Source organism: Phycicoccus mangrovi, from assembly GCF_018729305.1.
Lineage (GTDB): Bacteria > Actinomycetota > Actinomycetes > Actinomycetales > Dermatophilaceae > Phycicoccus > Phycicoccus jejuensis.
This window is the reverse complement of the sequence record NZ_JAHHWP010000019.1, coordinates 81,426-97,925: the sequence shown is the minus strand read 5'-3', so window position 1 is coordinate 97,925 and position 16,500 is coordinate 81,426. Positions and strand designations below refer to the sequence as shown.

Here is a 16,500-nt window from a genome sequence, read left to right as displayed (position 1 = left end):
GCCACGACCGCCGCCGGGGTGGCGGCTCGGCGGTGTCGGGGCCGGCGCCTACCGTGGGCCCCATGACCCCCGCCCTCTCGCCGAGCCGCGCCGCGGACTTCAAGCAGTGCCCGCTGCTGTTCCGCTTCCGCACGATCGACAAGCTGCAGGGCCCGCCCTCCCCCGCCGCCGCGCGGGGCACCCTCGTCCACGCCGTGCTCGAGCACCTCTTCGAGCTGCCGGCCGACGAGCGCACCCCCGCGGCCGCCACCGCCCTGCTCGAGCCCCGCTGGCGCGCCCTCGTCGAGGAGCGCCCCGAGCTCGCCGCGATGATCGAGGACGACGAGCAGCTGACCGAGGACGCCTGGTTCGCCGGCGCGCGCACCCTCGTCGAGCAGTGGTTCGACCTCGAGGACCCGACCCGGCTCGAGCCGGCCGCCCGCGAGCTGTACGTCGAGACCGAGATCGAGGGCCTGACGCTGCGCGGCTACGTCGACCGGCTCGACGTCGCCCCCGACGGTGCGATGCGGGTCGTCGACTACAAGACCGGCCGCTCCCCCGGCGAGCTCTTCGAGGCCAAGGCCCTCTTCCAGATGAAGTTCTACGCCCTCGTCCTGTGGCGCATCCACGGGGAGATCCCGAAGATGCTCCAGCTGGTCTACCTCGGCAACGGCGAGGTCGTCCGCTACGTCCCGGACGAGCGCGACCTGCGCGCCATCGAGCGCAACGTCCGCGCGATCTGGGACGCCGTCGTGCGCGCCGCGCAGACCGGCGACTGGCGCCCGCGCACCTCGCGGCTGTGCGACTGGTGCGACTTCCGCGAGTACTGCCCCGAGTTCGGCGGCACCCCGCCGCCGCTGCCCGAGGGCGCGGGGCTCATCGCGCTCGACCCGGCCCGCTCGGGCGAGGCGTCACCCGACGACGAGTGACGCGACGGCCTCGGCGAGCCCCTGCGGCGTCATCCCGTCGAGGCCGCTCACCTGCACCGCGCCGGCCGTCTCGGGCACGGGCACGACGTGCGGGACCGCCAGGGTCGGCACCCCGGCCGCCACGGCCGAGCGGACGCCCGTCGGGCTGTCCTCGATGGCCACGCAGCGGGCCGGGTCGACGCCGAGCATCCGCGCCGCCGCCTCGTACGGCTCCGGGTGCGGCTTGCCGTGCGAGACCTCGTCGCCCGTGACGACCGCCGCGAACGCACCGTCCGGCAGGGCCTCGACGACCGCGTCGGCGAGCACCCGCCACGACATCGTCACCAGCGCGCTCGGCACGCCGGCGTCCCCCAGGGCGGCGAGCAGCTCGCGCGCCCCCGGCCGCCACGGCACGTGCTCGCGGACCTGCGCGACGACCCGGACGAGCAGCTCGTCGACGATCCGCTCGGGCTCCCAGTCGATCGGCGAGTTGGCCCGGATGAACTCGGCGGAGACCATGAGGTCGTTGCCGACGAGCTGGTGGGCGAACTCGTCGTTCCACGTCCCGCCGTGCTCCTCGACGATCGCGTGCTCGGCGGCGATCCAGTACGGCTCGGTGTCGACGAGGGTGCCGTCCATGTCCCAGAGGACCGCTGCGGGGAGGCTCATGAACGAGGAGCCTATCGAGCCGTAGGGTGGAGTCCTGACCCGCCTGAGGAGGACCCCCCGTGATCGAGCTCGAGGACATCGGCGATCTGCACGACCCCGTGATGATCGCCGCGTTCGAGGGCTGGAACGACGCCGGGGAGGCCGCCAGCTCCGTGCTGGAGCACCTCGCGGACGTCTGGGGCGCCGAGGTCGTCGCGGCCCTCGACCCCGAGGACTACTACGACTTCCAGGTCAACCGGCCGCGGGTCGTCGTCGAGGGCGGCAAGCGCCGCATCAGCTGGCGCACCACCCGCATCCTCGTGGCGCGCGACACCTCGCTCGGTCGCGACGTCATCATCGTGCAGGGTGTCGAGCCGTCGTTCCGCTGGCGGGCGTTCGCCGTGGAGCTGATGGAGCTGGCCGAGGCCGCCGACGTCTCGATGGTCGTCACGCTCGGCGCCCTCATGGCGGACGTCGCCCACACCCGTCCGATCCCGGTCACGGCGACCTCCGACAACGAGGACACCCGGCACCGGCACGGCCTCGAGGTGAGCGGCTACGAGGGCCCGACGGGCATCGTCGGCGTCGTCTCGGACGCCGCGACCCAGGTCGGCATCCCGTCGGTGTCGTGCTGGGCCGCCGTGCCGCACTACGCCGGCCACTCCCCCAGCCCCAAGGCGACGCTCGCGCTCGTCGGACGACTCGAGGAGCTCTTCGACGCCCCGATCGAGCACGACGAGCTCGAGGACGACGCCCGCGCGTGGGAGCGCGGCATCAACGAGCTCGCCGAGTCCGACAGCGAGGTCGCCGAGTACGTCGAGAGCCTCGAGGAGGCGCAGGACACCGCTGAGCTCCCCGAGGCGAGCGGCGACGCCATCGCCAAGGAGTTCGAGCGCTACCTGCGCCGCCGCGGCACGGACGAGTCCGGCACCTCCGGACCCGTCTGAGGGTCGGTCAGAGCCGGACGCCGAGCACGGCGTCGAGCGTCCGGGCCAGCAGCCCGGGCGCGGCTGGGTCCTCGCCGGAGGCACCGGCCAGGGTCTCGTCGCACCACGCGTCGACGGCCTCGAGCGCCCGCGGCGTGGAGAGGTCGTCGGCAACGGCGGCGCGCAACGCCGCGATGGTCGCCGTCGGGTCGGCGCCGCCGTTCGTCGAGAGGGCGCTGCGCCACCGGTCGAGGCGGGTCTGGGCCTGCGCGAGAAGGGAGTCGGTGTACTCCCAGTCGGTCCGGTAGTGCTGGGCCAGCAGGACGAGGCGGATGGCCATCGGGTCGACGCCGTCGGCGCGGAGCTTCGAGACGAGGACGAGGTTGCCCTTGGACTTGCTCATCTTCTCGCCCTGGTAGCCGACCATGCCCTGGTGGACGTAGAGGCGCGCGAAGACGTCGTCGCCGGTCAGCGCGTCGGCCTGGACGGCGCTCATCTCGTGGTGCGGGAAGACGAGGTCGCTGCCGCCCCCCTGGATGTCGATGGGGTGGCCGAGGTGCTCGAGCGAGATGGCCGTGCACTCGATGTGCCAGCCGGGACGGCCGCTGCCGAGGACCTCGTCGTCCCACGACGGCTCGCCGGCGCGGGCGCCGCGCCACAGGAGCGGGTCGAGGGCGTCGCGCTTGCCCTCGCGGTCGGGGTCGCCGCCGCGCTCGGCGAAGACGTCGAGCATCTGCTCCCGCGTCCACCGCGAGACGTCTCCGAAGTCCGGCGTCCGGGCGAGGTCGAGGTAGACGTCGTGGCCGTCACCCTCGCCCTCGGGCAGCGGGACCCGGTACGCCGCACCGGAGTCCAGCAACTGCCGTACCGCGAGCCGGATCTCGTCCATCGACTCGACGACACCGCGGTAGGCGTCCGGCGGGATGACCGACAGGGCGGTCATGTCCTCGCGGAACAGGTCGATCTCGGAGGTCGCGAGCTCGCGCCAGTCGCGGCCGTCACGCGCGGCCCGCTCCAGGAGCGGGTCGTCGACGTCGGTGACGTTCTGCACGTACTCGACCCGGTGCCCGGCGTCGCGCAGCGCGCGCTGGACGAGGTCGAACGTCACGTACGTGGCTGCGTGCCCGAGGTGGGTCGCGTCGTACGGCGTGATGCCGCAGACGTAGATGCGGGCGACCTCGCCGGCCGCGACGGGGACGACGGCGCCTCGGCTGGTGTCGTGGAGCCGGAGCGGCTCTCCGACTCCGGGGACCTCAGGGACGAACGGGGTGGGCCACGACTTCACCGGGCAAGCGTACGGGGCGCGGTCAGAGCGCCGGCCACGGGATGGCGGGCCAGCCCGGTGCGGGGAGAGGGTGGCGCCGCCGGCGCAGCAGCATCGCGACCCGGTGGGTGAGCGCGTCGACCTCCGCGGGGGTCAGCAGCGGCTCCAGCGCGTCGGGCAGGTCGGCGCCCAGCGCCGTGGCCAGGCGCTCCAGGCGGGCCAGGTCGGCGTCCGGCAGCGGCTCGCCGGCCCAGCCCCAGAGGACCGTCCGCAGCTTGGGCTCGACGCCGAGGCTGACCCCGTGGTCGCAGCCCCGCACGGCGGCGCCGTCGCGCAGGACGTGGCTGCCCTTGCGGTCGGAGTTGTTGAGCGCGGCGTCGAGGACGGCCACGGTGCGCAGGGCGGGCTCGCCACAGTGCGCGACGACGACGGGCTCCCCGAGCGGCGACTCGCCCTCGAGGACGACGAGCCAGCCGTCGGGCACCTCCCCCGGTGCGACGACGTCGACGAGCGGCGAGGTGTCGTCCTCCCCGACGGACCCGACCCAGAGCTGCACGGACCCGTGCCCCCGGGGCCCGTCGCGCAGGACGGTCGGGGGGACGACGTCGAAGCCGCCGGCCTCGCTGACCAGCCACGCCGCCCGCTCGCGGGCCACGAGCGTGCCGTCCGGGTAGTCCCAGAGCCGGCGCTCGGTGATCTCCGGCTTGTGGATGGCGAGCACCTCGTCGGCCGGGTCGCCGACGAAGCAGAGGAGCGCGCCGTTCGAGGAGCCCTGGATGCGGCCCACCGGCGTCAGCTCGCCGTGGGTCAGCAGCTCCTCGAGGTCAGCGCCGGTACCCGTTGGCACGAGGGCAGATGTGGCCGGTGGGGTCGAGGGGCTGGCCGCAGAAGGGGCACGCGGGGCGACCGGCGGAGAGGACCTTGCCGCAGCGCCGGGCGAAGGCCCGCGCCGCGACCGGGTCGAGGACGACGCGCAGGGTCTCGAGCCCGTCCTCGTCGGTCTCCTCCGGGTCCTGGTCGTGGCACTCGATGACGAGGACGCGACGCTCGGGGTCCCACGCGAGGGCGAGGGTGTCGACCCGGAACTCGTCCTCGATGGGGGCGTCGAGCGGGTCGGTGTCGCCCTCGCCCAGCGGCTCGGTGGCCGCGCCCTCGGCGTGCGCGTCGAGCAGGTCGTTGACCCGGTCGGCGAGTGCGTTGACCTGCACCTTCTCGAGCGAGACCGAGACGGTGCGACCCCCGCCCCGGGCCTGGAGGAAGAAGGTGCGGCCGCCCGGGGGGCCCACGGTGCCGGCGACGAAGCGCTCCGGCGGGTCGAACACGGTGGCAGGCATGGCACCCACCCTAGATCGAGAACCCCGCCGGCAGCTCCAGGCGGTGGCGGGCCATGAGGTCCTCGTCCCGGAGCAGGTCGAGGGTCGGCCCGTCCGCGACGATCGTGCCCTCCGAGAGGACCACCGACCGGGGGCAGAGCTCGACCGCGTAGGGCAGGTCGTGGGTGACCATGAGGATGGTCACGTCGAGGCCGTGGAGGATCTCGGCGAGCTCGCGCCGCGACGCGGGGTCGAGGTTCGACGACGGCTCGTCGAGGACGAGGATCTCGGGGCGCATCGCGAGGACGGTGGCGATGGCGACGCGTCGGCGCTGGCCGAAGCTCAGGTGGTGCGGGGCGCGGTCGGCGAGGTCACCGACCCCGACCGCCTCGAGCGCCTCGGTGACCCGGCCCTCGAGCTCGGCGCCACGCAGGCCGAGGTTGGCCGGTCCGAAGGCGACGTCGTCGCGGACCGTCGGCATGAAGAGCTGGTCGTCGGGGTCCTGGAAGACGATGCCCACGCGCCGGCGCACCTCGAGAAGGTTCTCCTCGACGACCGGCAGGCCCGAGACCGTCACCGAGCCGTGGCCCGGCAGCAGGACGCCGTTGAGGTGCAGGACGAGGGTCGTCTTGCCGGCGCCGTTGGGGCCGAGCAGCGCGACCCGCTCCCCCGGGTGGACGTGGAGGTCGACGCCGAAGAGCGCCTGGTGGCCGCCCGGGTAGGCGTACGCGACGGCCCGGAGGTCGAGGACGGGGGTGGTCATCCGGCCATCCTCGTCGAGACGGCGACGACGAGGGCCACCGCGGCCGGCGCGAGGCCGACGGCCCAGTCGCGGCCGGAGGCGGTCAGGGGCGCGGTGACGGGCATCGACCCGCTCCAGCCCCGGCTGACCATCGCGAGGTGCACGCGCTCGCCGCGTTCGTAGCTGCGGATGAACAGCGCGCCCGTGCCGGCGGCCAGCGCCGGCCACGAGCGCACCGAGCGGGCCGAGAACCCCCTCGAGAGGCGGGCGACCTTCATCCGGTGCAGCTGGTCGGCGACGACGTCGAGGTAGCGGACCATGAACGAGGCGATGAGCACGAGCGGGTCGGGCACCCGCAGGTGCTGCAGCGCCCGCACGAGGTCCCGGGGCGGGGTGGTGACGGCGAAGGTGACGGCGGCGAGAACGCCGGTCGTCCCCTTGAGGAGCAGCGCCACGGCGGCGGTGAGACCGGTCTGCGACACCGTGACCGGGCCGAGGGCGACCTGCGGGCCGACCGCGACGAACGGCAGGACGACCGCGAACACCGCGAAGGGGGTCTCGACGGCGAGGCGGGGCAGCACGTGGCGGGCCGGGACCCGCGCGGTGAGCAGGAGCGCGACGGCGAGGGCGAGGAGCGCGCCGAGGGCCAGGTGCTCCTCGGAGGGCACGGCGACGACGGCGAGCACGAACGCCACGAGGCCGACGAGCTTGACGTGGGCGGGCAGCCGGTGGAGGACCGAGCGGCCCTCGACGTGCAGGTGCCGGCCGGGGCCGGACCCCACGTCAGTCGTGGGTCCGGGTGCCGCGGCGACGCACGAGCAGCACGAGGCCGAACATCACCAGGCCGGTGACGACCGCACCGATGACGCCGGCGAGGCCGCCGGAGAGCCGGGCGTCGCCGACGCCCTTGACCCCGTAGTCGGCCAGGGGCGAGCCGGCCGCGGCCGAGTCGCGGGCGACTCCCTCGAAGCCGAGGGTGGCCGCGACGTGCTCGAGGCCGTCGGGGTGGCTGGAGGCGTAGAACGAGACGACGCCGGCGATGACGAGGCAGACGGCGAGCCCGACGACGACGAGACGACGGGTGCTGACGCGCGGGGTGTCGGTGGCGGTGCTCATGCGACGGGCTCCGGGGTGCGCAGCTCGAGCGCGGGCATCCGACCGCGCGCGACGTGGACGAGGTCGGGACGGGCGGCGACGATGCTCGTGACCGCGAGGAAGGTGATGGCGGCCTCACCGAGGCCGATGAGCACGTGCCAGCCCACCATCGTCGCGGCGAGCGTGCCGAGCGGGATGGGGGCCGCTCCCCCGACGGCGTAGAGGCCGGTGAAGGTGAGCGCCGCGACGGGCACGCTGACGAACGCCCCGGCGGAGGCCGCGACGGGGATGCTCGCGAGGCGCTTCGGCAGAAGGGCCAGCACGCCGCGGGCGACCGCGTAGCCGACCCAGACACCGACGACCCCCATGAGGACGACGTTCGTGCCGAGCGCCGTGACGCCGCCGTCGGCGAAGAGGAACGCCTGCACGGCGAGGACGACGGCGAGGCAGAGCGTCGCGGTGGCCGGCCCGACGAGCACCGCGGCGAGCGCCGCCCCGAGCAGGTGGCCCGAGGTGCCGGCGCCGACCGGGAAGTTGACCATCTGGGCGGCGAAGACGAAGACGGCGACGAGGCCGGCCAGGGGCGCGGTGCGCTCGTCGAGCTCGCGCCGCGAGGCGCGCACGAGGGAGGCCCCGACGACGCCCGCGGCCACGACGCCGGTGGCGACGGAGGTCGGTGCGTCGAGGAACCCGTCGGGGACGTGCATGGTGACCTCCGGCTGTCGACGGCTCTTGTTGCGAACAGTGTGCAACAACTCCTGCACACTATTCGCAGGAGTGACGGCCGATCAACACCGGGGCCGCGAACCCCTCCGACCGGTCAGCCCGCTCCCCCGCCCACCGTCGAGTCGCCGGCGGCGTGCTGGGTCGGCATCGCGACGAGCCCCGCGAGGTCGCCGCCGTGGGTGTTGCTCGCGAGCAGGACCATCCGGGTCGAGGTCACGTGGACGGCGCTCACCGAGCCGGGGTCGACCCGCACCCGCTGCAGTCCGCCGATGCCCGCACCGACGGCCTCGGCGAGGACCGCCTTGATGGGGTCGCCGTGGCTGACGGCCAGCCACACGGCGGCCTTCCCGTGCGCGGCCTCGACCTCGGCGTCGAGGGCGCGGACGGCGCCGACGACGCGCTCGGCCATCTGCCCGAGCGACTCCCCCGCGTGCTCCTCCGACGGCGGGAACGTCGCCGCGGCGGGGTCGTCCTGGATGGTGCGCCACAGCGGGTCCTTCGCGGCGTCCGCGAGCTTCCGCCCCGTCCAGGAGCCGTAGTGGCACTCGCCGAGACGCTCGTCCGTGCCGACCTCGAGCTCCGGCACGGCGACGGCGGCGGTCTCGCGACACCGCTGGAGCGGGCTGCTGACGGCCCGCACGACGGTGAGCGGCGCGAGCCGCTCGGCGACCCGGGCGGCCTGCCCGCGACCGGTGTCCGTGAGGCCCACGCCCTCGGTCCAGCCGGCGAGCACCCCCTCGGCGTTCGCCGTCGAGTGCCCGTGCCGCAGGAGGAGGACGATCGCCACGAGAGTGAACTGTAGGCGTCGCACCCCGTGCTCGGCCCGCGCGTCACCCACAATGGCCACCGTGATCGTCGACCGCGCCATCTACGAGGACGGGCACCGCCGCACCTGCGGTGACCTGTCCGACGAGCTCGAGGGCCTGCGTGCCTCGGGCGACCCCACCTCGTTCCTCTGGATCGGTCTCAAGGACCCGACGCAGGAGGAGTTCGACGACGTCAACGTCGAGCTCCAGCTGCACCCGCTCGCCGTCGAGGACGCGGTCAAGGGGCGCCAGCGCGCCAAGGTCGAGCTCTACGACGGCACCGTCTTCGTCGTCCTCAAGCCGCTGCGGTACATCGACCGCACCTCCGACATCGAGACCGGCGAGGTGATGGTCTTCGTCGGCGACCACTTCGTCGTCACCGTCCGCCGGGGCGAGCTGACCCCGCTGACCGGCATCCGGGCCCACCTCGAGGCCGACCCCGAACTGCTGCGCGGCGGGCCCCTCGCCGTCCTCCACGGCGTGCTCGACCGGGTCGTCGACGGCTACGTCGAGATCGACGCCGAGGTGCAGACCGACCTCGACGAGATCGAGACGGCCGTCTTCTCCGACGCCCGCACCGACACGGCGGTCATCTACCGCCTCAAGCGCGAGGTGCTGGAGTTCCGGCGCGCGGTCCTGCCCCTGGCCGAGCCCCTGAAGATGCTCCACCACTCGCCGCGCAGCCCTGTGCCCGAGGGCGAGCTGCGGCTGCAGCTGCGCGACGTCTCGGACCACCTGCAGTCGGTGCTCGACCACGTCGAGTCCTACGACGACCTGCTGTCGGGCATCCTCTCGGCGCACCTGGCCCAGGTGTCGGTGCAGCAGAACGACGACATGCGCCGCATCTCGGCCTGGGTCGCCATCGCCGCGCTCCCGACGATGATCGCGGGGATCTACGGGATGAACTTCGACAACATGCCCGAGCTGCGCTGGCACTACGGCTACTTCGTCGTGCTCGGCGTCATGGCGCTCGGGTGCGCGACGCTCTTCAGGCTCTTCAAGCGCGCCGGCTGGCTCTGACCCCGACCGTGCGCCCGTCGCAGGCCCCGCCCGGCCGTTTCAACGGACATCGCGATCGGCGTGAACTTTCGCGCCGTCACGGTGACGACGCGGAAGCTCACGGAGGACGCGGATACATCCGCGTCCCGCGCCAACATCCGCGTCACCCCAGTGACGACGCGGTTGCTCAGCCGCCCTCATCTGCCGCACATCGCCCTGGCGCACGCACGCCCTTCACGCGCCCCGGAGCGATGCCGAGTACGCCGGTTCCAGCGTGGGAGGCTCCGGGGACGGTGTTGTCTCGACGGTCGAGGACGACCGAGTCACCTGTCCCCTGCGGACCTGAGCTTCTACCGCGGCAGCGGAGCATCCGATGTCATGATCACTTCGGCCCGGTGACGATCACCGACGCAGACGGCCACTCGCGTGAGCTCGACATCTCGATCGACCAGCCCCAGCTCAGTTTCCGCGCGTGCACGCCGCGCCCAGGGCCGACCCTTCTCTGGAACCGCGCGAGGAACCGCGTCAACCCGGTGCCGACGCTGGGATCGGCAGGTGACGCGGATGCATCCCCCTCACGGGCCGACGTCCGCGCCACCTGGGTGGCGATGCGGTCCGTCGACTCCCGCACCCTCCTGCCATGGCTCGGACGTCGCCGCGAACCCTCGCATCGACAGTCGGTCGTCGTGGGGCGGGCGCGAGGGGCCGGTCAGGTCGCGGTGATGAGGCCCGCCGCGAGGGCGCCGGCGAGCACGAGACCGAGGGCCACGCGGTACCAGACGAAGGGGCGCAGCGAGTTGCTCGCCACGAACCGCAGCAGCCACGCGATCGAGGCGTAGGCGGTGACGAACGCGACGACGATGCCGACGAGCATCTGACCGGCGCCGAGGACCTTGAGGTCGTCCCACGCGTCGACGAGCTCGAAGAGGCCGGCGGCGGTGAGGGCCGGGATGGCCATGAAGAACGAGAGCTCGGTCGCCGTCACGCGGTTGATACCGCGGGCGAGCCCGGCGGAGATCGTCGCGCCCGAACGGGAGACGCCGGGGATGAGGCTGAAGCACTGGACGAGGCCGATGACGAGGCCGTCCCTGAGCGTCAGCTGCGTCTCGTCGCGCTGGGTGCCCGCGGCCTCGAGCGCGTCGTGGCGCGACTCGGCCCACCAGATGACCGCGCTCCACACCACGAGGGCGACGGCGACGACCCAGAGGCTGCGCAGGGGCCCGGAGATGACGTCCTTGAGGGCGAAGCCGACGAGGCCGACCGGGATGGACCCGACGATGACCACCCACGCGAGCCGGTAGTCGCGCACCTCGCGGGCTGCGGTGTCGCGCAGCCCGTTCACCCACGCCATGAACAGGCGGCCGATCTTGCGCGCGAAGTAGAGGAACGTCGCGGCGATGGCACCGATCTGGATGATGGCCGTGTACGCCGTCACCGCGTTGGCGTCGACGGGGAGCCCCAGCAGGTGCTCGGCGATCGTGAGGTGTCCGGTCGACGAGATCGGGAGGAACTCGGTGAGTCCCTCGACGACGCCGAGGACGACGGCCTGGAAGTAGGAGAGCTCGACGGGCACCCGACGAGACTAGGGGGCGCACCCCGTCATCGCCCAAACGCCGCGCTCAGCGGACGACGTCGGCCATCAACCGCAGGACGGCGAGCCGCTCCTCGGTGGTCCGCGCGTACGGCGCCACCGAGAGGGTCGTGACCCCCGCGTCCGCGTACCGACCGACGCGCTCCGCGATCCGCTCGGGCGGGCCGAGGAGGGCCGTCGCGTCGGCGAGCTCCATCGGCACGGCGTCGGCGGCGTCGCGGGGCCGGCCGGCGAGGTAGAGGTCCTGGATGGTGTCGGCGGCCTCGTCGAACCCCATCCGGCGGGCCAGCCGGTTGTAGAAGTTCTGCTCCCGGCTGCCCATCCCCCCGATGTACAGGGCCGTGTACGGGGCGACGGCGGCGCGGGCGGCCTCGAGGTCGTCGGTGACGACGACGGGGACCGAGGCGACGGTGTCGAAGCCGGCCATCGGGTCCTCGGGCGTGCCCCGGCCGGCCTTCTCGCGCCCCTCGCGCACGGACGCGAACTGGTCGGCCGAGTGCTCGGGCGAGAGGAAGACGGCGAGCCACCCGTCGGCGACCTCGCCGGCGAGGCGCAGGTTCCGCGGGCCGACGGCGGCGAGGTAGACGGGGAGGTCCTGCCGCGGAGGGTGGATCGTCAGGCGCAGGGCCTTGCCGGCGCCGTCGGGCAGCGGCAGCGTGAAGTGCTCGCCGTCGTGGCTGACGGCCTCGCGGCGCAGCGCCGACCGAACGATGGAGACGTACTCGCGGGTGCGGCCGAGCGGGTCGGCGAAGCGCACCCCGTGCCAGCCCTCGCTCACCTGCGGCCCGGACACCCCGAGCCCGAGGAGGAAGCGTCCCCCGGAGAGGGTGTCGAGGGTCGCCGCGGTCATCGCCGTCATCGCGGGGGTGCGGGCCGGGATCTGCATGACACCCGCGCCCAGCCCGATCCGCTCGGTCTGCGCGGCGAGCCACGCGAGGACCGTCGGACTGTCGGACCCGTAGGCCTCGGCCACCCACACGGACGCGTAGCCGAGCCGGTCGGCCTCCTGCACGAGGTCGAGGAGGTCCTCACCCATGCCCATCCCGGCGTACCCGCCGGCCAGTCCCAGACGCATGACCGCAGGCTAGCCCCACCCGCCCGGGCGTGGAGGGTCCGACGGTGCCGGCGCCCTGCGTCCGATCGGTCCTGTGGTGCGAAAGAGGTTGCGGTGAGGCCGGATCGGGCTGTGGAGACCGTGATGGCTGTCGGTGCCCGCCGGTAGGATGGGGGCACGAGGGGAGGGGGAGCCGATGACCACCACAGCCGCACCGCAGGACGTGCTCGATGCCGTGCGCAGCGCCCGTGAGGCGCTCGCCTCGGTCGGTCCGCTCGCCGCCTCGTCGGGGTCGAGCGCGGAGTGGGCGAAGGCGCTCGGCGCCCTGCGCTCACTCGTCGACGTCGCCACCGCGCGCCAGGACGAGGTGCTCGTGCGCCTCTCCGCCATCGAGCCGATGGTGCTCGACGACGGCGAGCTCGTCGAGACGCACCGGGCGCCCGGGCACGTCTCCCTCGACGCAGCCGCCGTGGTCAGCGGCATCCTCCACCTGTCGCCGCAGGCCGCCGAGTCGCGGGTCCGTGACGCCGTCCGCCGGGCCGCCGACGGACCCCAGGGCAGCCCAAGGTGCACGGGGCTGGGCGGGCTGCACACGGCGATGGCCTCCGGCGCGCTGGACGCCCACCGCGCCACGGTCGTGGCGCGCGAGCTCGAGGAGGCACCGGCCGACGTCGCCCGCACGGTCGTCGACGCCGTCGCACCGTGGTTCGAGCGGGAGGACGCGAGCCGGCTCCGGCGCAGGGTCCGTCGCCTTCTCGCCCGCCTCTCCCCGGACCTGCTCCGGCAGCGAGCGGTGCGCGCGCGTGCGGCCTCCTCGCTGCGGCGCTGGGCCGACGAGCCCGGGGTCGACACCTGGCTCGGCACCTTCCCGTCGGAGGAGGCGTGCGCGGCCTGGGCCGCCGTCGACGACCTCGCGCAGCGCTACGTGGCCGACGGCACCTGCGCCACGATCGACCGGGCCCGGGCCAAGGCGCTGACCGACCTCGTCGTCGCCCACGCCTCGGTCGAGGTCCGGGTCGTCATGGACTCCGCGGCCGTCGCGGACCTCCCGGCCGACGCGCTCGTCGAGGTCGTCGGCCCCGGTGGCCCCGACCCGGTGCTCGTCGAGGCCGGATGGCTGGCCACGGCCGCCTACCGCCCCGGCGCCCGCCTCGCCGCGTTCGTCCGGGACCGGGACCGGCGCTGCCGCTTCCCCGGCTGCCGTGTCTCGGCGCGGTTCTGCGACGTCGACCACGTCCGTCCCTGGCCGGCCGGCCCCACCGACGCCGCCAACCTCGTCTGCCTCTGCCGTCGACACCACCGCGTCAAGCAGCGTCCGGGGTGGCGGGTGAGGCTCGCGGCCGACGGCGAGCTCACGTGGCTCGACCCGGCCGGCCTCACCCGGACCACGCGACCGCCCGACCCGCCCGGGCTCGTCCTGCGACGGGCCGAGGACGAGAATCCGGTGCCGCCCTCCATGGCCGCACCACGTCTCGCCGTCCCCGACGGACCGCACTCGGCGCTCGAGCACCGGCTCGAGTCCGCCGCCCTGGCCGGGCGACCACGCGACGGCTGCCGGGTCGAGGTGCACCACGTGTCGGGATGGCCCTCGGTCGACCCGCCGCCGCACCGGCGCACGGTCGTCCGAGGCGGTCACGACCCCGGCGCAGCCCCGCCCTTCTGAGCGAGCACACGCACGGGCCCCGTCGCGCCGCGCCCTCGGCGGCGGCCGGCCAGGTCTCGCGCCGCCTCGTCCCACGTCGGGTGCTCGAACTCGAAGCCGGCGTCGAGCAGGCGGCCGGGCACGACCCGGCGGCTCTTGAGGAGCAGCTCGGTGTCGGTCCGCAGGGCCAGCGCCCCGAGCTCGGCCATCCACGCGGTGGCCGGCAGGCCCGGGCGCCCGCCCCACGCCCGGCGCAGGCCACGCATCAGGGCGCGCTGGGTCACCGGGCCGGGGGCGGCGAGGTTGACGGGGCCGTCCAGGTCGTCACGCTCGAGGAGCAGGAGCACCGCCCGGACGAAGTCGGCGTCGTGGATCCACGACACGTACTGCCCTCCCCCGGCCACCGGCCCACCGACCCCGAGGCGGGCCATCCACGACATGACGTCGAAGACCCCGCCCCGGTCCGGGCTCATGACCATCGCGGCGCGCAGGGCCACCCGGCGGGTGTGCGGCAGGTCGGCCTCCTGCTGCGCCGCCTCCCACGCCCGCGCGATGCGCACGCTGTACTCCCAGTAGTCCGGGACCCCCCGCTCGTGACCGCCGATGACCCCCGTCGCCTCGTCGTGCGCGCCGTCGCGGCGGTCGGCGTAGATCGTCGCGGTGCTCATCTGCAGCCAGACCCGCGGCGGCGCGGCGGCCGCCTCGAGGGCCCGGCCGACGGCGCGGGTCGAGTCGACGCGCGAGTCCATCATCTGCCGCAGGTTGCGCTCGGTGTATCGGCAGCTGACCGTGCGACCCGCGAGGTTGACGACCGCGTCGGCACCGTCGACCTCGCGCGCCCACTCCCCCACCGTCCGCCCGTCCCAGACGACGTGCCGCACCCCGCCCTCGAGCTGCTGCGGGCTGCGGCTGAGGACGACGACCTCGTGCCCGCACGCCGCGAGCGCCCTGCGCAGGATGCCTCCGACCTGACCGGTTCCCCCCGGGATGACCACCTTCACGAGGCCGAGCATAGGTCGGCCGTCGCTCCCCGGCGCGGCAGCGGCAGCGGAAACCCGCTGGCGGGCAGCGGCGGCCGACGGCATCGTGGTCCCGATGACGAGCAGCGACCTGTGGGACCGCGCGACGGCCGAGCGCTACGACGAGGCCTCGGCCGGGATGTTCGCCCCCGACGTCCTCGACCCCGCCGTCGACGCGTTGGCCGCCCTCGCCGGGGACGGTCCGGTCCTCGAGCTGGCCGTGGGGACCGGGCGGGTGGCCATCCCTCTCGCCGAGCGGGGTCTCGAGGTGCACGGCATCGAGCTCTCCGAGCCCATGGTGGACGTCCTGCACCGCAAGCGCCCCGACCTCCCGGTGACGGTCGGCGACATGGCAGGTGCGAGCGCCGGGACACCGGGCACGTTCTCGCTCGTCCTGCTCGTGTTCAACACCCTCGGCAACCTGCGCACCCAGGACGAGCAGGTCGAGGTGTTCCGTAACGCCGCTCGGCACCTGCGACCCGGAGGACGCTTCGTCGTGGAGATCGGGGTGCCCGCCCTGCGCCGGCTGCCTCCGGGCCAGACGGCGGTACCGTTCGACGTCTCGCCCGGCCACGTGGGGTTCGACACCTACGACCCGGCGACCCAGGAGGCCACCTCGCACCACTTCACGCGCGAGCCCGACGGCTCGTTCCGGTACGGCGACCACCACTTCCGCTACGTCTGGCCGTCCGAGTGCGACCTCATGGCCCGCCTCGCCGGGATGGAGCCGGAGCGGCGCAGCGCCGACTGGCGGGGTGCACCCTTCACCGCGGACAGCGAGAGCCACGTCTCGGTGTGGCGCAGGCCGGTCGACGCGCGCGGGTAGGGTCGCGGCCATGGAGACGCGTCGCCTCGGAGCCACCGGACTCACCGTCTCGCGGCTCGGCCTGGGGACGATGGCGTGGGGCACCCGGACGTCGGCGGAGGACGCCAAGGACCTGCTCACGGCCTTCCGGTCCGCCGGTGGCACCCTCGTCGACACCGCCCACGGCTATGCGGGCGGGGCGGCCGAGGAGCTGCTCGGCGAGCTCCTCCGGGGCCCGGACCGCGACGAGGTCGTCCTCATGACCAAGTCCGGCATCAGCCGATCAACGGGGCAGCGGGTCGTCGACTGCTCCCGCCGCACGATGCTCCACCAGCTCGAGCTGTCGCTGCGCCGCCTGGGCACCGACCACGTCGACGTCTGGCTCGCGCACACCTGGGACGACGAGACGCCGCTCGAGGAGACCGTCGGCGCCCTCGTGCACGCCTGGCAGAGCGGACGGGCCCGGTACGTCGGCGTCTCCAACCACGTCGGCTGGCAGGCCGCCCGCACGATGTCGCTCCTCCAGGACGCCGGCGTCCCGCTGGCCGTCGACTCGGTCGAGTACTCCCTCGTCGAGCGACGCCCCGAGCGCGAGCTCGTCGCGGCGTCGGCCTCGCTCGGGTTCGGCCTCCTCCCCTGGTCGCCGCTGGGCCGCGGCGTCCTCACCGGGCGCTACCGCGCCGGGGTCAGCGCCGACTCGCGGCTGGCCTCGGAGGAGTTCTCGCGGTTCGCCGGACGGCACGTCGGCGACCACACCCGCGGTGTCGTGGACGCCGTGCGCACCGCGGCGGACGGCCTCGGCGTCGCGCCGGCCGTCGTCGCGCTCGCGTGGGTCCGCGACCGACCGGGCGTCGTCGCGCCCGTCGTCGGTCCGCGCACCCCGGGCCAGCTCAGCGTGCTCCTGGCCTCCGAAGGCCTCGACCTCCCGGAGCAGATCGTCGACGCGCTCGACGAGGTCTCGGCCGAGCACGCCTGACCCGCGG

General features: G+C 74.3%; 18 protein-coding genes. 6 read left to right on the top strand and 12 right to left on the bottom strand.

Annotation, left to right across the window (positions count from 1 at the left end; translation table 11 throughout):
- Positions 1-62: 62 nt before the first annotated feature.
- On the top strand, positions 63-908 hold the full coding sequence (locus KMZ30_RS17390) for a RecB family exonuclease (protein ID WP_215511717.1): 846 nt from the start codon (positions 63-65) through the stop codon (positions 906-908).
- Here KMZ30_RS17390 and KMZ30_RS17385 read toward each other — a convergent pair.
- A complete protein-coding gene (locus KMZ30_RS17385) occupies positions 891-1,556 on the bottom strand; it encodes an HAD family hydrolase (RefSeq protein ID WP_215511718.1) in 666 nt (221 codons plus the stop codon). The genes KMZ30_RS17390 and KMZ30_RS17385 overlap by 18 nt on opposite strands.
- A 59-nt stretch (positions 1,557-1,615) precedes the next feature.
- Between KMZ30_RS17385 and KMZ30_RS17380 the strand changes: the two genes are divergently transcribed.
- Complete coding sequence (locus KMZ30_RS17380; protein WP_215511719.1) at positions 1,616-2,482, top strand: PAC2 family protein; 867 nt, start codon at positions 1,616-1,618, stop codon at positions 2,480-2,482.
- Positions 2,483-2,489: 7 nt separating this feature from the next.
- Here KMZ30_RS17380 and mshC read toward each other — a convergent pair whose 3' ends face one another.
- The 8 genes from mshC to KMZ30_RS17340 all read right to left on the bottom strand — a co-directional run bounded on the left by mshC (position 2,490) and on the right by KMZ30_RS17340 (position 8,388).
- The gene (gene mshC, locus KMZ30_RS17375; RefSeq protein ID WP_215511720.1) at positions 2,490-3,746 is read right to left on the bottom strand and encodes a cysteine--1-D-myo-inosityl 2-amino-2-deoxy-alpha-D-glucopyranoside ligase; all 1,257 of its coding nucleotides are present in this window, start codon (positions 3,744-3,746) and stop codon (positions 2,490-2,492) included.
- A 22-nt stretch (positions 3,747-3,768) separates the two neighbouring features.
- Complete coding sequence (locus tag KMZ30_RS17370; protein ID WP_215511721.1) at positions 3,769-4,572, bottom strand: SCO1664 family protein; 804 nt, start codon at positions 4,570-4,572, stop codon at positions 3,769-3,771.
- On the bottom strand, positions 4,550-5,059 hold the full coding sequence (locus KMZ30_RS17365; RefSeq protein WP_030529221.1) for a DUF3090 family protein: 510 nt from the start codon (positions 5,057-5,059) through the stop codon (positions 4,550-4,552). Before KMZ30_RS17365 ends, KMZ30_RS17370 begins: the two co-directional genes overlap by 23 nt.
- 10 nt (positions 5,060-5,069) lie before the next feature.
- Complete coding sequence (locus KMZ30_RS17360) at positions 5,070-5,801, bottom strand: energy-coupling factor ABC transporter ATP-binding protein (protein ID WP_030529222.1); 732 nt, start codon at positions 5,799-5,801, stop codon at positions 5,070-5,072.
- The gene (cbiQ, locus tag KMZ30_RS17355) at positions 5,798-6,562 is read right to left on the bottom strand and encodes a cobalt ECF transporter T component CbiQ (RefSeq protein WP_215511722.1); all 765 of its coding nucleotides are present in this window, start codon (positions 6,560-6,562) and stop codon (positions 5,798-5,800) included. The genes KMZ30_RS17360 and cbiQ overlap by 4 nt, the downstream gene beginning before the upstream one ends.
- Position 6,563: 1 nt before the next feature.
- Positions 6,564-6,896 (bottom strand): PDGLE domain-containing protein, encoded by a 333-nt coding sequence (locus KMZ30_RS17350; protein WP_215511723.1) that lies wholly within the window; start codon positions 6,894-6,896, stop codon positions 6,564-6,566.
- Positions 6,893-7,582, bottom strand: coding sequence for an energy-coupling factor ABC transporter permease (locus KMZ30_RS17345; RefSeq protein ID WP_207021787.1), 690 nt, complete (start codon positions 7,580-7,582; stop codon positions 6,893-6,895). Before KMZ30_RS17345 ends, KMZ30_RS17350 begins: the two co-directional genes overlap by 4 nt.
- A gap of 113 nt (positions 7,583-7,695) precedes the next feature.
- Entirely contained in the window at positions 7,696-8,388 is a 693-nt protein-coding gene (locus tag KMZ30_RS17340; protein ID WP_215511724.1) for an MSMEG_4193 family putative phosphomutase, read from the bottom strand.
- A gap of 61 nt (positions 8,389-8,449) precedes the next feature.
- Between KMZ30_RS17340 and corA the strand changes: the two genes are divergently transcribed.
- Positions 8,450-9,427 carry a magnesium/cobalt transporter CorA gene (gene corA, locus KMZ30_RS17335; protein WP_215511725.1) on the top strand — a complete coding sequence of 326 codons (978 nt, stop codon included), beginning with the start codon at positions 8,450-8,452 and terminating at the stop codon, positions 9,425-9,427.
- Between the two features lie 688 nt (positions 9,428-10,115).
- Here the strand turns inward: corA and KMZ30_RS17330 are convergent.
- Positions 10,116-10,979: an undecaprenyl-diphosphate phosphatase gene (locus KMZ30_RS17330; protein WP_215511726.1), complete on the bottom strand. Its 864-nt coding sequence runs from the start codon at positions 10,977-10,979 to the stop codon at positions 10,116-10,118.
- 46 nt (positions 10,980-11,025) lie between these two features.
- A complete protein-coding gene (locus KMZ30_RS17325; RefSeq protein ID WP_215511727.1) occupies positions 11,026-12,072 on the bottom strand; it encodes an LLM class F420-dependent oxidoreductase in 1,047 nt (348 codons plus the stop codon).
- A gap of 175 nt (positions 12,073-12,247) precedes the next feature.
- Between KMZ30_RS17325 and KMZ30_RS17320 the strand changes: the two genes are divergently transcribed.
- Positions 12,248-13,714 carry an HNH endonuclease signature motif containing protein gene (locus KMZ30_RS17320; protein WP_215520079.1) on the top strand — a complete coding sequence of 489 codons (1,467 nt, stop codon included), beginning with the start codon at positions 12,248-12,250 and terminating at the stop codon, positions 13,712-13,714.
- Here KMZ30_RS17320 and KMZ30_RS17315 read toward each other — a convergent pair.
- A complete protein-coding gene (locus KMZ30_RS17315) occupies positions 13,684-14,694 on the bottom strand; it encodes a TIGR01777 family oxidoreductase (RefSeq protein WP_215511730.1) in 1,011 nt (336 codons plus the stop codon). The two genes, KMZ30_RS17320 and KMZ30_RS17315, sit on opposite strands and share 31 nt — an antisense overlap.
- A 94-nt stretch (positions 14,695-14,788) precedes the next feature.
- On the opposite strand from KMZ30_RS17315, the gene KMZ30_RS17310 reads away from it, so the two are divergent.
- Both KMZ30_RS17310 and KMZ30_RS17305 read left to right on the top strand, forming a co-directional pair.
- Positions 14,789-15,538 (top strand): class I SAM-dependent DNA methyltransferase, encoded by a 750-nt coding sequence (locus KMZ30_RS17310; protein WP_215511731.1) that lies wholly within the window; start codon positions 14,789-14,791, stop codon positions 15,536-15,538.
- 10 nt (positions 15,539-15,548) lie between these two features.
- The gene (locus tag KMZ30_RS17305) at positions 15,549-16,493 is read left to right on the top strand and encodes an aldo/keto reductase (RefSeq protein ID WP_215511732.1); all 945 of its coding nucleotides are present in this window, start codon (positions 15,549-15,551) and stop codon (positions 16,491-16,493) included.
- The last annotated feature ends 7 nt before the right edge of the window (positions 16,494-16,500 follow it).

Bases quoted from the DNA above. Each gene is read 5' to 3' on its own strand.
- KMZ30_RS17345 (WP_207021787.1), bottom strand. From the start codon at position 7,582: ATGCACGTCCCCGACGGGTTCCTCGACGCACCGACCTCCGTCGCCACC.
- KMZ30_RS17310 (WP_215511731.1), top strand. From the start codon at position 14,789: ATGACGAGCAGCGACCTGTGGGACCGCGCGACGGCCGAGCGCTACGAC.
- KMZ30_RS17320 (WP_215520079.1), top strand. From the start codon at position 12,248: ATGACCACCACAGCCGCACCGCAGGACGTGCTCGATGCCGTGCGCAGC.
- KMZ30_RS17360 (WP_030529222.1), bottom strand. From the start codon at position 5,801: ATGACCACCCCCGTCCTCGACCTCCGGGCCGTCGCGTACGCCTACCCG.
- KMZ30_RS17325 (WP_215511727.1), bottom strand. From the start codon at position 12,072: ATGCGTCTGGGACTGGCCGGCGGGTACGCCGGGATGGGCATGGGTGAG.
- KMZ30_RS17385 (WP_215511718.1), bottom strand. From the start codon at position 1,556: ATGAGCCTCCCCGCAGCGGTCCTCTGGGACATGGACGGCACCCTCGTC.
- KMZ30_RS17365 (WP_030529221.1), bottom strand. From the start codon at position 5,059: ATGCCTGCCACCGTGTTCGACCCGCCGGAGCGCTTCGTCGCCGGCACC.
- KMZ30_RS17390 (WP_215511717.1), top strand. From the start codon at position 63: ATGACCCCCGCCCTCTCGCCGAGCCGCGCCGCGGACTTCAAGCAGTGC.
- KMZ30_RS17305 (WP_215511732.1), top strand. From the start codon at position 15,549: ATGGAGACGCGTCGCCTCGGAGCCACCGGACTCACCGTCTCGCGGCTC.
- KMZ30_RS17350 (WP_215511723.1), bottom strand. From the start codon at position 6,896: ATGAGCACCGCCACCGACACCCCGCGCGTCAGCACCCGTCGTCTCGTC.